At 72.5% G+C, this 14,162-nt stretch carries 13 protein-coding genes; 2 read left to right on the top strand and 11 right to left on the bottom strand.

The annotated features are described in order from the left end of the window. Positions 1 to 178: 178 nt before the first annotated feature. The 10 genes from AB0F98_RS23005 to AB0F98_RS22960 form a co-directional block, all read right to left on the bottom strand. On the bottom strand, positions 179 to 1,210 hold the full coding sequence (locus AB0F98_RS23005; RefSeq protein WP_357738515.1) for a sugar phosphate isomerase/epimerase family protein: 1,032 nt from the start codon (positions 1,208 to 1,210) through the stop codon (positions 179 to 181). Further along, positions 1,207 to 2,304 carry an SCO3242 family prenyltransferase gene (locus tag AB0F98_RS23000; RefSeq protein ID WP_357738512.1) on the bottom strand — a complete coding sequence of 366 codons (1,098 nt, stop codon included), beginning with the start codon at positions 2,302 to 2,304 and terminating at the stop codon, positions 1,207 to 1,209. Before AB0F98_RS23000 ends, AB0F98_RS23005 begins: the two co-directional genes overlap by 4 nt. Continuing rightward, a complete protein-coding gene (locus tag AB0F98_RS22995) occupies positions 2,288 to 3,454 on the bottom strand; it encodes an inositol-3-phosphate synthase (RefSeq protein WP_357738509.1) in 1,167 nt (388 codons plus the stop codon). Before AB0F98_RS22995 ends, AB0F98_RS23000 begins: the two co-directional genes overlap by 17 nt. A 265-nt stretch (positions 3,455 to 3,719) precedes the next feature. Continuing rightward, the gene (locus AB0F98_RS22990) at positions 3,720 to 3,983 is read right to left on the bottom strand and encodes a hypothetical protein (protein WP_357738506.1); all 264 of its coding nucleotides are present in this window, start codon (positions 3,981 to 3,983) and stop codon (positions 3,720 to 3,722) included. 84 nt (positions 3,984 to 4,067) lie between these two features. Then, entirely contained in the window at positions 4,068 to 5,267 is a 1,200-nt protein-coding gene (locus AB0F98_RS22985; RefSeq protein WP_357738981.1) for a Gfo/Idh/MocA family oxidoreductase, read from the bottom strand. Positions 5,268 to 5,321: 54 nt separating this feature from the next. Beyond that, positions 5,322 to 6,380, bottom strand: coding sequence for a substrate-binding domain-containing protein (locus tag AB0F98_RS22980; protein WP_357738503.1), 1,059 nt, complete (start codon positions 6,378 to 6,380; stop codon positions 5,322 to 5,324). A 95-nt stretch (positions 6,381 to 6,475) separates the two neighbouring features. Then, positions 6,476 to 7,591, bottom strand: coding sequence for an ABC transporter permease (locus AB0F98_RS22975; RefSeq protein ID WP_357738500.1), 1,116 nt, complete (start codon positions 7,589 to 7,591; stop codon positions 6,476 to 6,478). Next, the gene (locus AB0F98_RS22970; protein ID WP_357738978.1) at positions 7,588 to 9,102 is read right to left on the bottom strand and encodes a sugar ABC transporter ATP-binding protein; all 1,515 of its coding nucleotides are present in this window, start codon (positions 9,100 to 9,102) and stop codon (positions 7,588 to 7,590) included. The genes AB0F98_RS22975 and AB0F98_RS22970 overlap by 4 nt, the downstream gene beginning before the upstream one ends. A 352-nt stretch (positions 9,103 to 9,454) precedes the next feature. Continuing rightward, on the bottom strand, positions 9,455 to 10,633 hold the full coding sequence (locus AB0F98_RS22965; RefSeq protein ID WP_076473482.1) for an ROK family protein: 1,179 nt from the start codon (positions 10,631 to 10,633) through the stop codon (positions 9,455 to 9,457). A 637-nt stretch (positions 10,634 to 11,270) separates the two neighbouring features. Then, positions 11,271 to 12,320: a YihY/virulence factor BrkB family protein gene (locus AB0F98_RS22960; protein WP_357738497.1), complete on the bottom strand. Its 1,050-nt coding sequence runs from the start codon at positions 12,318 to 12,320 to the stop codon at positions 11,271 to 11,273. Between the two features lie 289 nt (positions 12,321 to 12,609). On the opposite strand from AB0F98_RS22960, the gene AB0F98_RS22955 reads away from it, so the two are divergent. Both AB0F98_RS22955 and AB0F98_RS22950 read left to right on the top strand, forming a co-directional pair. Beyond that, entirely contained in the window at positions 12,610 to 12,924 is a 315-nt protein-coding gene (locus AB0F98_RS22955; protein ID WP_357738494.1) for a PadR family transcriptional regulator, read from the top strand. Continuing rightward, entirely contained in the window at positions 12,921 to 13,262 is a 342-nt protein-coding gene (locus AB0F98_RS22950) for a hypothetical protein (protein ID WP_357738491.1), read from the top strand. Before AB0F98_RS22955 ends, AB0F98_RS22950 begins: the two co-directional genes overlap by 4 nt. A gap of 140 nt (positions 13,263 to 13,402) precedes the next feature. Here the strand turns inward: AB0F98_RS22950 and AB0F98_RS22945 are convergent, their stop codons facing one another. Next, positions 13,403 to 13,942, bottom strand: coding sequence for a hypothetical protein (locus tag AB0F98_RS22945; protein WP_357738488.1), 540 nt, complete (start codon positions 13,940 to 13,942; stop codon positions 13,403 to 13,405). Positions 13,943 to 14,162 lie beyond the last annotated feature (220 nt).

The following is a 14,162-nucleotide window of genomic DNA, read 5'->3' as shown; positions in this document are numbered from 1 at the left end:
GTGGGTGCCCGAGCGTCGCCTCCCCGGCCGCGGCCGGAAGCCGCGCCGTTGGCCGTGGCCCGGTCGCGACGCCGCGACCGCATCGCCGTGCGCCGTGCCGCGGCCGGAACCGCGACGTGCTCGCGACGAAGGCCGCAGCAGCGGCGTGGGTACGCCTCGGACCCCCTCTGCTCTGCACCTACATACGCACCGGGCCCGTTCCGGTCGGCGACGCGTCGGTGGGTGCAGAGCGGAGGGGCGCGGTGGCGTCCGGCTGGGCCGGCACGGCGGGCTGAGCCACCCGCGCAGGTGGTGCCGGCGCGTCCGGCAGGATGCCCGCGCACGCCGCGGCGGCGCGCAGGAACTCCAGTGAGCGGGCGGCGACGGCGGGAGCGGCGTGCGAGTGCCGGGGCAGTTCCACGGCGACGAGACCGCGGTAGCCGGCATCGTCCAGCGCCCGCAGCACCGGCGGAAAGTCGATCTCACCCTCGCCGAACTCGAGGTGCTCGTGGACGCCCCGGCGCATGTCGTCGATCTGGACGTTGACGAGGTGTTCGGCGACCTCATGGACGCAGCGGGCCACCGGCTGCGGCTCCAGGCAGCGGCAGTGTCCGATGTCGAGGGTTATGCCGAAGCAGGGTGGTGCGTCGAGCGCGGCGCGCAGCCGTCTCCAGCCGGCGATGTCCTCGACCAGCATGCCCGGCTCCGGCTCGAAGCCCAGCCGTACGCCCGCCCGGTCGGCGGTGTCGACCACCGTCGCGCAGCCGGCGACCAGCCGGTCCCAGGCCGCCCGGGGCGGGATGTGCTCGGGACGTACGCCGGCCCAGAACGAGACCGCCTCCGCGCCCAGGTCGGCGCCGATCCGCACGGCCCGGCGCAGGAACTCCACGCGGCGGGTCGGGTCGTCGTGCAGCAGCGTCGGCGCGTGCTTGTGCCACGGGTCGAGCAGGTAGCGTGCGCCCGTCTCGATCATCACGCCGAGGCCGAGCGCGTCCAGCCGCCGCCGGAGGGCGGTCACCCGGCGGGGCAGCCCCGGCGCGAACGGGTCGAGGTGGTCGTGGTCGAGGGTGAGCGCGACCCCCTCGTAGCCCAGGTCGGCCAGCACGGCGAGCGCATCGTCGAGACGGTGGTTCGCGAAGCCGTTCGTGCCGTACCCGAAACGCGGACCCGTGCCCCCCGGTCGGGCGGCCGAGGCGGTCCGGCCGGCTGACGGATCGATAGCGGCGCTCATGTCGGGGAGACCATCCGGGCCAGTCGCCGACCCAGCGGCGCGGCGGCCGCGACCGCCAGGCCCAGCAGGCCGGCGCCACCCCGCGCGGTGAGCGCACCCTGGAGCGCGGGCAGCCCGGTGATACCCGCCCCGACCGCCGCCCGGACGCGACCGGCGCTGGGCTCGGCCACCACCCGGGCCTGCGCGGCGCCGTAGCCGGCGGCGTACCAGGCAGCGAGCGCCGCCGGCACCACGGCGGCCAGCGTGCCGCGCAGTGCCGCCGCTCTTCCGTCCCCGGAACCGCGCCGTGGGTTCCGGCGCGCCCGGATCCGGTCGGTTCGGTGCGAGGCGGCGCGGGCAACGCCGCGCCGGGCGTCCGCATCGGACGAGGTGACGGGTCGCGCGTCGGGGCCACGCCCGGCCGGGTCCGCCCCGTCCGGGTCGCCGCCTCTCCCGGCGCCGACCCGCCCGAAGAGGTCGCGGCCGGGACGGTCGCCGCCGGGAGTGGGCCGGGCGGCCCGCGCGGCGGCCGCCGCGACGACGGCGGTGCCGGCCAGCGTGCCGAGCGGCAGGGCCGGGTCGGCGCCGGTGACCTCCCGGCGGGAGAGCGCCGTGACCGTCCAGGTGTGCGCGGCCACGGTGAGCGCCGCCGGCAGCGCGCGGGTCAGCCGGCCGCCGCTCGCGCCGAGCAGCACGTCCAGACCCCGGCAGGCGGCCATCACGGCCGGACCCGCCGGGGTGTTCTTCGCACGCAGGTCGTAGCCCCAGACGGTGACGGCCAGCGGCACCGCGACCGCAGCGGCGCGCCGGCCGCCGGCGGCAGCGGCCAGGGCGACCCCGGCGGTGGTGAGGCCCGCCGCGAGGCCGACCGCCGTGCCCGGGCGGACCCGGCCGCTGGGGATGGGCCGTTCCGGCCGTTCGACGGCGTCCAACCGCCGGTCCGCCCAGTCGTTGGCGGCCATTCCGGCCCAGTAGAGCAGCACCGACGCTCCGGCCAGTGCGGGCGTACGCCGATCGAGCATCCCGGCCGCGGCGGCCCCGGCGACGACGTCCCCGGGAACCGACAGGGCGGCCGGCGCGCGGACCAGTTCGACCAGGTCAGCCAGCGTGGCCATCGACGCTCTCCGGTCCGGCGTGCAGGCTGCGCGTGAAGTTCACGAGCCGGACCCACTGCTCGGTGAGCGAGTGGGACGGCGAGCCGAGCGGGTCCTTGAAGAAGAAGGCCAACTCGGTCAGCGGACCCACCTCGCCGGCCGCGTGCGCGGCCGCGGTGAGCCGGGCCAGATCGAGCACCAGCGGCGCGGCGAGCGCGGAGTCGCAGCCGTGCCAGGTGAACTCCATCCGCATCCGGGTGTCGAGGAAGCCGGAGAACGTGATGAGGTCCCAAGCGGTCTTGAAGTCGCCCAGCTCCTCGACGAAGTCGATCCGGGTTTCGCCCTGCGGGACGTAGCCCAGCGTCTCGCCGAGCACCCGCTGCTTGCTCTCCACCTTCGCCGCGTTGGCGCCCGGGTCGACCAGGTTGGCGCCGTCACCGCCACCGAGCAGGTTCAGCCCGGACCAGGAGCGCACCCGCAGGTGCCGCATCGCGAACATCGGGGCGAGCACCGACTTCACCAGGGTCTCCCCCGTCTTGCCGTCGTGCCCGGCGTACGGCAGTCCGCGCTCGACGGCCAGCGCGTGCAGGGCGGGTAGCCGTGCCCCGGTCGACGGGGTGAAGTCGACGTACGGGCAGCCGGCCTCCAGGGCCGCGTACGCGTAGAGGGAGCTGGCGGGCAGCACCTCCTGCGGGCCGGCCAGCGCGGCGCGCAGCGCGGCCGGGTCGGCGTGGCCGGGGTGGGGGTGGGCGGGCGGCTCGGTGGCCGAGACGTTGACCACGACCAGCCGGTCCAGCTCGTGCCGGTCGCGGAAGCCGATCAGATCCCGGGCGGCGGCGACGGCCCGCACCGCCTGGGTGGCGCCGGTCGGCGCGGGACGCAGCTCGTCCTCGACTGCGGCAAGCTCGTCCGGGAGCGCGGCGACCAGCCGGCCGGGCAGCACACCGGCGGCGGCCAGCGCCTCGGCGCGCTTGGCCAGTGGGGTGGTCACCACGTCGTGGCCCCCGAAGACCAGGTCGGCGAAGGCGGGAAGGGCGGGCCCGCGCAGTTCGGGAAGTTCGGTGACGCAGCCGGTCGGCCCGGCGAGGCCGGCCCGCAGCGCGAGCCCTCCGACGATGCTCGTGGTCGCGACCGATCCGCGTGCTCCCACCAGCCAGACACCCGTACGCATGGCGCCCCTTCCCCGATCAGGAGGACCGTTGTGTATCGAATTACATTGATATCAGAAGTTGCCTCGGAAAACTATGGGTCTGAACGGATGGACCCCGTCCGTCCGTCCGCCGGGACGGTCCGGCGTCGAAGTCGGCGGCAACGCCGCCGGCCGACCCCAGTTCGGGTGCGGACGGACGGGGTGGCAGGCAGGGCCGGTCGGCGTCTCGACCCTGCCTCCCCCGCATCCGCGTCGGGGCGGTGGCCCACCGCCCCGGCCGGACGTCTCAGTGGCCGACGTCCACCCCGGATCGGCGGGACCGCTCGATGACGGTCTGCCGAGAGGTGGACGGTGCCATGTGCTCCTCCGGATCGTCGGGATCGTGGCGGTCCTCCGGTGCGGCCGGGGAATCCCGGTCCGGCCGCACCGGACGGCCGTCCTGCGTGTGCCACCGGGCGCCGGCCCGGTGCACGCCCTCCGGGCTCGACCTCGTCCCGGCCACGGGGCGCAACCGCGGCCGGCCCTCGCCGGTCGGTCCGGAGGTACTCATCAGGCGGGAGCGGCGTCGCCGCGACCGCGGGCGGATCGGGAACGTGCGGCCCGGCCGGAGGGTGCCCGGCCGGGCCGGAGGACGTCAGACGGGCACCGCGGTGAGCGCGGGTTCCACCTCCGTCCACGACGAACTCTTCTCCGCCGAGCGGGCCACCGCGTCCAGCACCAGCTGGACCTGCAGCGCGTCGGCGAAGGAGGGAGCCGGGTCGGCGCCGGTGGCGATCGCCTCGATGAAGTCGCGCATCTGGTGCGTGAACGAGTGCTCGTAGCCGATGATGTGCCCCGGCGGCCACCAGGCCGACATGTACGGGTGCTCACCCTCGGTCACCAGGATGCGGCTGAAGCCCTGCTCGGCCGTGGGCCGCGTGGCGTCGTAGAACTCCAGCTCGTTGAGGCGTTCCAGGTCGAACACCACGCTGCCCAGCGAGCCGTTGATCTCCACCCGCAGGGCGTTCTTGCGGCCGGTGGCGAAACGGCTCGCCTCGTACGTGGCGAGCGCGCCGCCGTCGAGCCGGGCCACGAAGAGCGCGGCGTCGTCCACGGTCACCGGTCCGCTGGCCGGACCGGCCCCGTCGGCGACCTGACCGTCGGCACCGTTCGCCGTGGCCGCCAGGCCGCTCGATCCGGCGGGCAGCGGCCGCTCCTTGACGAACGTCTCGGTCACCGCGCTCACCCCCGTGATCCGCTGACCGGTCACGTACTGGGTCAGGTCGATGATGTGCGCACCGATGTCCCCGAGCGCGCCCGACCCCGCCCTGTCCTTCTGCAGCCGCCAGACCAGCGGGAACTGCGGGTCCACGATCCAGTCCTGCAGGTACACCGCCCGGACGTGCCGGATCACTCCGAGCCGTCCGTCGGCGACCAGCTGGCGCATCATCGTGACCGCGGGTACCCGGCGGTAGTTGAACCCGCACATCGACCGCACGCCGGCGGCCTGGGCCGTGGCCGCCGCGGCGGCCATCTCCCTCGCCTCCTGCACCGTGTTGGCCAGCGGCTTCTCGCACAGCACGTGCTTACCGGCGGCCAACGCGGCAAGTGCGATCTCGGCATGGCTGTCGCCCGGGGTGCAGACGTCGACCACGTCGATGTCGTCCCGGTTGACCAGGTCACGCCAGTCGGTGGTGTACGCCTCCCAACCGAGCCGGTCGGCGGCGTCGGCCACCTTCCCGGAATCCCGGCCGCAGATCAACGCCATCCGGGCCCGCGCCGGCAGGTCGTACACCCGGTTCACGGTGCGCCACGCCTGCGAGTGCGCGGCGCCCATGAACGCGTAGCCGACCATGCCGACCCGCAGTTGCTTACCTGTAGTGGACAAGGTGGGTCTCCCCCCAATGTGTCAGAACCCGAGCTTGAGGTAGTTGCTCGCGTTCTCCTTCGTGATCGTCTCGGAGGCGAGGATGATCTCCTTGGGCACCTGGAGCTCCACCAGGTCGGACATGCCCTTGCCCTGGGCGATCAGCCGCGCCAGCGAGATGGCCGAGGACGCCATCGACGGGCTGTAGGTGACGGTCGCCTTGAGCACGGTGTTGTCCGCCTGGATGTCCTCCATGGCCTTCTTCGAGCCGGCGCCGCCGACCATGAAGAACTCCTTGCGGTTGGCCTGGTTGACCGCGGCCAGCACGCCGATGCCCTGGTCGTCGTCGTGGTTCCAAATCGCGTCGATCTTCGGCAGCGCCTGGAACAGGCTGGTGGCGGCCTGCTGGCCGGAGTCGGCGGTGAACTCGGCCGGCCGGCGGTTGTTCACCTTCAGCCCGTTCTGGGCGAGGGTGTCGGCGAAGCCCTTGGAGCGTTCCTGGGTCAGCTCCAGGGAGTCGGTGCCGGCGATCTCACCGATGATCGGGTTGCTGACGCCCTTGGCCTTGAGCTGGTCGATGATGAAGTGGGCGGCGGCCACACCCATGCCGTAGTTGTCGCCCTTGATCTGGAGGCGGTAGGCCAGCGCGTCGGGGAAGGCCCGGTCCAGGTTCACCACCGGGATACCGGCCTTCATCGCCTCCAGGCCGGCGGCGTTGAGCTCCTTGCCGTCGTGCGGCAGCATCACGATCACGTTCGGCTTCTGCGAGATCAGCGTGGAAAGCGCGGCCCGCTGGGCCGCCGCGTCGGCGCCGGCCTCGACCGTCTTGAACTCCACATCGGAGTACGCGTCGGCCTGGGCCTTGGCGTTGGTGGTGATCGCGGCGAGCCAGCCGTGGTCGGCGGCCGGGGCGGAGAAGCCGATGACCACCTTCTGGCCGGGCGCCGCGTTGCCGCTGGCCGCGGCGTCGGCGCCCTTGGTCTGCGCTGCGATGGGCTCGGTCTCGTTGCTGGTGCAACCGGCGAGCAGCACGCCGGCGCCGACGGCAGCCCCGCCGAAGAGCAGGCGGCGGCGGGACAGGTCGCGACTGTGCTCGGTCATGACGACCTCCTGAATTCGCGGTGGTGGGAGTGGGAAAAGGGTGTGCGGGGCCCGGTCACCGTCGCCTGCACGGTGACCGGGTGTGCTGCGGTGGGTCAGTTGGTGGTGAGTCGGTTACGTCCGAGGAACTGGGTGAGGCTGCGGAACTGCAACTGTTGGACCAGGACGGCCGCGACGATGATGCCGCCCTTGACCATGTTCTGGGCCTCGGTGGTGAGGCCGTTGATCGCGAAGAGGTTCGTGATCGTCGAGAAGATGATCACCCCGAGCAGGGAACCGATGATGGTGCCCCGCCCGCCGCTGAGCAGCGTGCCGCCGATGATCACAGCGGCGATCGCGTCCAGCTCGTAGAGGTTCGCCATCGCCGCCTGGGCCGAGGTGGCCTGGGCGGTGAGCATGATCGCGGCGATGCCGCAGCACAGACCGGAGAGCGCGTAGAGCAGCAGCGTGTGCCGCTTCACGTCGATGCCGGCCAGCCGGGCCGCCTCCGGGTTGCCGCCCACCGCCACGGTGCGCCGCCCGAACGTGGTGCGGTTGAGCAGCACCCACCCGGCGATCACCACCGCGGCGAGGATGTAGACCAGCAGCGGGATCCCGAGCAGGTTCGTGCTGGCGATGTCGTTGATGGTGGTGTTGTTCGAGACCTGGGTCTGCTTGTCGGACAGCTCGGCGGCCAGGCCGCGGGCGGCCACCAGCATCGCCAGCGTGGCGATGAACGGCACCAGCCGGCCGTACGAGATGAGCAGTCCGTTGACCAGACCGACCCCGAGACCGACGGCGAGCGCGCAGAAGATCATGCCGCCGGCGCCGTAGCTCTGGGTCGCCACCGTGGTCGCCCAGACCCCGGACAGCGCGACGATCGCGCCGACCGAGAGATCGATGCCACCACCGATGATGACGAAGGTCATCCCCACGCTGACCACACCGACCACGGAGGCCAGCTTGAGGATGACGAGGATGTTGCTCCACACCCAGCTGGAGTTCCCGTAGAGGTCGGGCCGGGTGACGATGCCGATGACGATCAGCGCCACCAGCACGCCGATCAACCAGAGGTTGCGGCGGGCGCCCTCACCGCCCTCGCCGCGCCACCAGGAGAGCCGGCCCGCGGCCCGCTGCTCCGCCGCCGCGGTCTCCGCCGGGTCCACCGGCGGAGACTGCGCCGGTAGTTGCGCCGGCCGCTCCGGGGTGGAGGTGTCGGTCACGTCGCTCATGCCGCCGCGCCTTCCATCAGGGACCCCGCCATGACGAGGTCGAGGACGGTGTTCTCGTCAAGTTCGCCGGCCGGGGCCTCGCGGACGACCCGCCCCTCCCGCATCACCAGCACCCGGTCGGCCAGACCGAGCACCTCGGGAACCTCGCTGGAGACCAGCAACACCCCGACGCCCTGCTCGGCGAGGGAACGGATGACCTGGTAGAGCTCCGCCCGCGCGCCGACGTCGACCCCCCGGGTGGGCTCGTCCAGCAACAGCAGCTTCGTGTCGCCGAGCAGCCAACGCCCGACCACCACCTTCTGCTGGTTGCCACCGGAGAGGGTGCGCACCGGGCGGCGTACGTCGCGCGGGCGCAACTCCAGGCTGTCCGCGATCCGGTCCGCCTCCGCGCGCTCGCGCCCCACGTCGGTGAAACCGGCCCGGGCGTACCTGGCGAAGGTGGCCAGGGTGACGTTGCGGTAGATCGGTTCGCCGAGCAGCAGCGCCTGGCTCTTCCGCTCCTCCGGCGCCATGCCCATCCCGGCCCGTACCGCCGCGCCGACGCTGCCCGCGCGCAGCACTCGGCCGGCCATCCGCACCGTACCGGCCTCGGCCCGGCGAGCGCCGTAGATGGTTTCCAGCAGCTCCGAGCGGCCGGAGCCGACCAGCCCGGCGATACCGACGACCTCACCGGGCCGTACCCGCAGCGAGACATCGGCGAACTCGCCCGCCCGGGTGAGCCCCTCCACCACGAGCAGGTCCGCCTCCGCCGCGCCCGTGCCGGTCGGACGCTCCGGGAAGACGTACTCGATCGTGCGGCCGGTCATCCGGTTGACCAGCTCACGGGTCGGGGTGTCGCGAGCCGGCAGGTTGGCGGCGGTCGTCCCGCCGTCCTTGAGGACGGTCACCCGGTCACCGATCTCCCGGATCTCCTCCAACCGGTGCGAGATGTAGATGACGGCGATCCCCTGCGCGGTCAGCTCACGGATGATGCGGAACAGGTTGCCGACCTCGTCATGGGCGAGCACCGCGCTCGGCTCGTCCATGATGATCAGTCGCGCCTCGTGGGAGAGCGCGCGGGCCATGCTGACGACCTGCTTGCCGGCGGCCGGCAACGAGCGGACCATCCGGTTCGGCGGGATCTCGGCGTGACCGAGCCGACCGAGGATCTGCCGGGTACGCCGAGCCATCTGACCACGGCGCACGAAGCCGAACCGGCGCGGCTCGTGGCCGAGGAAGGCGTTCTCCGCGACTGAGAGGTCCTCGACGAGATCCAGCTCCTGGTAGATCGTGGCGATCCCGGCGCGCATGGCGGCCTGCGGATTGGCGAAGGTCACCGGCTCGCCGCGCCACTCGACCTGACCGGAGTCGGGTTGATGCACCCCGGAGAGCACCTTGATCAGAGTCGACTTGCCGGCGCCGTTCTGGCCGAGCAGGCAGTGCACCTCGCCCGCGCGGACCTCCAACTGCACGCCGTCGAGGGCGCGTACGCCCGGAAAGGTCTTGACCACGTCGGTGAGGCGCAGCACCACCTCGCCCGCGACGGTGTCGGCCGGCGCCTCGAGCAGTGGCGCGTCCACGGACCCGCCCTGCGCACCGCCGCCCGTCGGGCTCGCTTCCCGTTCGGTCACCACGCCCTCCTCCCGCTCGGTCACACCCACTCCACCTATGGCTGCGGGGCTCGCAGACCCGGCTCACTCCTCGCGCTCACAGCACCACCCCGGTTCGCGACTGCGGGGCTCGCAGACCCGGCACACTCCTCGCGCTCACAGCACCACCCCAGTTCGCGACTGCGGGGCTCGCAGACCCGGCACACTCCTCGCGCTCACAGCACCACCCCAGTTCGCGACTGCGGGGCTCGCAGACCCGGCTCACTCCTCGCGCTCACGAGGCCTCCCCGAACGCGACGTCGCTGGCGAGCACCGCAGCGCCGGCGACCCCGGCCCGCGGGCCGAGCTCGGAGAGCACGACGGGCAGGTTGCCGGTGGCCAGCGGCAGCGACCGGCGGTAGACCACGCTGCGGATCTCGGCGAGCAGGATGTGACCGAGCTGGGCGAGGCCGCCACCGATCACGATCATGGACGGATTGGCGAAGCTCACCAGTCCGGCCAGCACGCCGCCGACCCGCCGACCCCCGTCGCGGATCAACTGGATGCAGGCCACGTCTCCCTCGACGGCGCCCTCGGCCACGTCGAGGGCGGTCACCGTGCCGTTGGCGGCCAGCCGCTCGGCCAGCGCGGCCGAGGTCCCGTTGCGGGCGGCGGCAGCCGCGTCCTTGGCCAGCGCGGCACCGCTGAAGAGCGCCTCCAGGCAGCCGACGTTGCCGCACGAGCACATCGGCCCGTGCGAGTCGACCTGGATGTGCCCGATGTCGCCGGCGCAGCCGTCAGTACCCCGGTAGACCTCGCCACTGAGGTAGATGCCGCAGCCGATACCCGTACCGATCTTGACGAAGAGGAAGTCGTCGACCGAGTGGGCGACCCCACCGTGCCGCTCGCCGATGGCCATGATGTTGACGTCGTTGTCGACCACGGCGGGGCAGCCGTGCTCGCGGGTGAGCAGCTCGCGCACGGGGAAGCGGTCCCACCCGGGCATGATCGGCGGCGACACCGGTAGCCCGTCACGGAAGCTCACCGGGCCGGGTACCCCGACACCGACGGCGTCCAGCCGCTCGTACGCGCCGTCCACCTTGGCCTTGTGCAGCAACTCGTTGACCCGCTGCAGGATCACCTTCGGGCCGGAACGGATGTCGGCCGCCTCCCCGTACGCCGCGACCGGTTCGAGCCGCCCGTTGACCACCTCGACGTCGATCGACGAGGCGCCGAGGTCGACGGCGGCGAAACGCAGCCGCGGGTTCAGCTCGACCAGGGTGGACCGACGGCCCCCGCGGGACGCCGCCAGCCCGGCCTCGGCGACGTAGCCGAGGTTGACGAGCCGCTCCAGTTCGGCCAGGAGTCGGGGGCGTGGCATCTGCAACCGGTCGCCGAGTTCGGCCCGGGAGACTGCTCCCTCGTCGCGAAGCAAGCGCAGGAGGCGTACGTGCAGGGGGTCGTCGGTCCGCACCGGGCTCACCTCCACATCGGCATCCTTCACATCGACGGACTGTCTATGCGTTGTGCTCGACACAGTAGGAGTCTTCCGCGCCGGATGTCCAGGGCTTCGGCTGATCCGTCGCTAACTTTTGCTCATTCGGACAGAAGTTTTGGTAGCGACCGGCGTCCCGAAGGCCGCCGTCGGCGCTCGGGTCACCAACCGTACGGACGACATCGCGCACGGCGAGGCAGCCGGCGGTCACCGGCTCGACCGGCTCCAGCCTGCGGCGGCAGGGGCATGGGACGCGCCAGCAGTAGCAGCGGTATTTACGCCTACCGGACGCCCACCTACCAAGCGGAGGAGCCCGTGCCGGGGTCCGCGCCCGTGGTGCCGTCGGATGCGCCGCAAGCTGGCAGGACGGCCGCCGGTGGGGACATCGCCCGCCTGGAGAGCCCGACCGCGGGCATCTTCTGCCGCGCGGCGGAAACCGGATCGGCCGCGCGGCGAGGCTCTGCGCCGACCGCCTCGAATACGAAGAACGATGCCTCCGGCGAGTGTCGGCACCGCTTCCCTTCCCACGCTGTCCGGAACTCGGGACGCCGACGATTCCAGGCGCCCACCGGTCAGCGGCAGGCAGTTCTCCGGCCAGGCCGGCTGCGCCCGCTCGTCACTGCGGGCGTCGACGTGCCGCCTTACGGAGCTTGCGGTCGTCCCGCAGCTCCACGTACGGCTCCTCGTCGGCGGCGTGACCGGCCGAGATCGCGCGGCCGCGCTCCAACTCGGCTTGGAACTCCGCGCCGAGCAGGATCGCGATGTTGGTCAGCCAGAGCCAGACCAGGAAGATGATCACGCCGGCGAGGGTCCCGTACGTCTTGTTGTACGAACCGAAGTTGCTCACGTAGACGGCGAACAGTCCGGACACCACCAGCCAGATCACCACGGCCAGCACGCCGCCCGGGCTGACCCAGCGGAAGCCGCCGTGCCGGGCGTTCGGCGAGGCCCAGTAGAGGATGGCGAACATCAGGCTGACCAGGATCAGCAGGACCGGCCACTTGGCGATGTTCCAGACCGTCACGGCCGTGGAGCCGAGCCCGATCGCCTCCCCGGCCGCCCGGGCGAGGCGGCCGGTGAAGACGACGATCACCGCGCTTATCAGCAGCATCACTCCGATCACGGCGGTCACCCCGATCCGGGTGGGCAGCGTCTTCCAGATCGGCCGCCCCTCCGGTACGTCGTAGATGGCGTTCGAGGCACGCATGAAGGCGGCGATGTAGCCGGACGCGGACCAGAAGGCACCGAGCAGACCGAGTACCGCGCCGGCGCTGGCCAGTCCCCCGGACTTCTGCGCCTGCTCGATCGCCCGTTCGAGGATCTGCTGGATGTTGCCCTGCGGGATGGCCTGGCCCACGGTGTCCTTGACGCCTTCGGTGGCCCCCGACCCGAGCAGGCCGACGATGGAGATGAGCACGAGCAGGCCAGGGAAGATGGAGAGCACGCCGTAGTAGGTCAGGGCGGCGGCCCAGTCGGTCAGGTTGTCCTCCTGGAACTCCCGTACTGTCCGGCGCAGCGCCGCCAGCCATCCGGTGCCCGGCAGTTGGGCGGGGCTCTCCGGCCCCGCCTCCGGCCCGACCGGGTTCCGGCTCTCCCCGGGGCGGTCGGTGGCCGCCCGCGCCGCATCGTCGTCACGGTCGGGTCGGGCGGACTCGTCGGCGGCCATTCGCCCCTCCTCGTCATCGCATGCCCTGCGGACATGCCCCGACAAAGCGGCGGGTAACCACCTGGAGCCTGTTTCATCAGGCTCCCCCGCGGCACCGTGAGGCGGACCGGTCGACGCAGGCTCGCCCGTGGCGCCAGTGGCGGAGCAACCGCCCCGTTTGCCGCGCGGCCACCAGAAGCCCCACCGCCACCATCACGAGCAGGCAACGCATGCCGGTCAGCCAGGGCCCGCGTGCGCCCTGATTCCGTATTCACTGTACGCGCTTAATCTACATAGGTAGTCTGGATGCGTGGAGCCACTCGGACGCATCGGCGGCGCGACGATCGACGTACTTCGCGTGTTGGTGGACAGCGACCGGCCACGATGGGGACTGGAGATCATCAAGCTGACCGGGCGTCCCTCGGGCAGCGTCTATCCCCTGCTGGAGCGGCTGGAGCGCAACGGCTGGGTCACGTCGCACTGGGAGGAGACCGAGCGCCGCGGTCCCCGGCGGCGGATGTACGAGCTGACCGCCGACGGTGCCCTGGCAGCGCGGCGTGTGTGCGCACAGGCCGCGACGCGAGAGGCACGGCAGCGTCCGGCACGGCTACGGGAGGCGCGATGACGCCGTCCACCCGCGTCGCGATAGTCGTCCTGCGCTGCACGGTGGCGCTGCTTCCCCGCGACCTGCGTGGCCGCTACCGCGAGCAGTGGGAAGCCGACGTACGTGGTGCTACGGACCTGGGCATGTCTCCACTACGGCTCGCCGCCGGCACCCTCGGCGCCGCAGCCCTGATCGCCAACGCCAACCGGAAGGGAACTCGGACCATGCAGCCCATCGGCCCTCTCGCCCTCGCCCTGCGCCTCGTGGGCGGCACCAACGCCCGCCGTCACGCCGCCGCTCTCGCCGCCGTGCTCACGTTGACCCTGCTGGCCGGGGTCGGCCTGCTCATCGCCGGCTGACGCGCATCCGCGCCGGACCGCGATACGCCGCGCGGGCCGGCGCGATGACCGACGACGGAGACCTCGCGCTGCTACGGAATACGCGGGCCGGCCCGGCTGTGGCACCTGGTCGTCCGGTCGGCGAGCACGAGCCCGCGGATTCAGCCAAGGACGCTCCGCACCAGCGACCGGAGGGCGTAGCCGAGCAGCAGAGCTCCGGCGCCGGTGCCCGTGACGACGCCGGCCGACACCTCCGTCATCAGCCCCGTCAGCAGCCCGGCCACCGCCACCGCGCACGTCGCGACGCCGAGGTGTCGCAGCAGCGGGCTGCGCAGCAGCGGGGCGAGCGGGAAGAAGTGCAGCCCCACCACGGCGCAGACCAGCACGGGGATGTACTCCGACCAGTCGGCGACGGCCAGTGCCGCAGCGCCGAGCCCGGCGAGGGCGAACTCGGCCACGACGATCAGGAGGTAACGACGGTCGCCCGCCCGGTCACGCGGACCGGCCGCCGCGCCCCGGGACCGCGCCGTGACGACACCGCCGGCGATCGCGGTGAGCAGCGCTGCCACGCTGCCGGCCACCAACAGGCCGCGCAGTGGCTGCTCCGCCGCCGGGACGCTGAACCAGACGGTCGCGAAGACGCCGAGGTAGAGAGCGCCCAGCCCTTCCTGCCACCGCCGGCCGACATCCACACTGGACATTGGTTGTCCCCCCTCGTGGGTTCGCCAGGAACCGCGCAGTTGATCTTAGGGACGCCGCCCCCGCGCCGCTGCCCCGATTCCGCGCGAGTGCGGCCGGCGAGACGCGGGAAGATGCCCTCCGGGCCGCGGCGAGGTCGCCGAACCTGCTCACCCCAATCGATGCACCCGCCAACCATCAATCGACGTGTATCGTCCGGTTGTGGCGCCCACCCGCTCCTCT

The sequence above is a fragment of the Micromonospora sp. NPDC023737 genome (assembly GCF_040639715.1).
Classification (GTDB): Bacteria; Actinomycetota; Actinomycetes; order Mycobacteriales; family Micromonosporaceae; genus Micromonospora.
This window is presented reverse-complemented; position numbering and strand designations above follow the sequence as displayed.

Bases quoted from the DNA above. Each gene is read 5' to 3' on its own strand.
- AB0F98_RS23005 (WP_357738515.1), bottom strand. From the start codon at position 1,210: ATGAGCGCCGCTATCGATCCGTCAGCCGGCCGGACCGCCTCGGCCGCC.
- AB0F98_RS23000 (WP_357738512.1), bottom strand. From the start codon at position 2,304: ATGGCCACGCTGGCTGACCTGGTCGAACTGGTCCGCGCGCCGGCCGCC.
- AB0F98_RS22995 (WP_357738509.1), bottom strand. From the start codon at position 3,454: ATGCGTACGGGTGTCTGGCTGGTGGGAGCACGCGGATCGGTCGCGACC.
- AB0F98_RS22990 (WP_357738506.1), bottom strand. From the start codon at position 3,983: ATGAGTACCTCCGGACCGACCGGCGAGGGCCGGCCGCGGTTGCGCCCC.
- AB0F98_RS22985 (WP_357738981.1), bottom strand. From the start codon at position 5,267: ATGGTCGGCTACGCGTTCATGGGCGCCGCGCACTCGCAGGCGTGGCGC.
- AB0F98_RS22980 (WP_357738503.1), bottom strand. From the start codon at position 6,380: ATGACCGAGCACAGTCGCGACCTGTCCCGCCGCCGCCTGCTCTTCGGC.
- AB0F98_RS22975 (WP_357738500.1), bottom strand. From the start codon at position 7,591: ATGAGCGACGTGACCGACACCTCCACCCCGGAGCGGCCGGCGCAACTA.
- AB0F98_RS22960 (WP_357738497.1), bottom strand. From the start codon at position 12,320: ATGGCCGCCGACGAGTCCGCCCGACCCGACCGTGACGACGATGCGGCG.
- AB0F98_RS22950 (WP_357738491.1), top strand. From the start codon at position 12,921: ATGACGCCGTCCACCCGCGTCGCGATAGTCGTCCTGCGCTGCACGGTG.
- AB0F98_RS22945 (WP_357738488.1), bottom strand. From the start codon at position 13,942: ATGTCCAGTGTGGATGTCGGCCGGCGGTGGCAGGAAGGGCTGGGCGCT.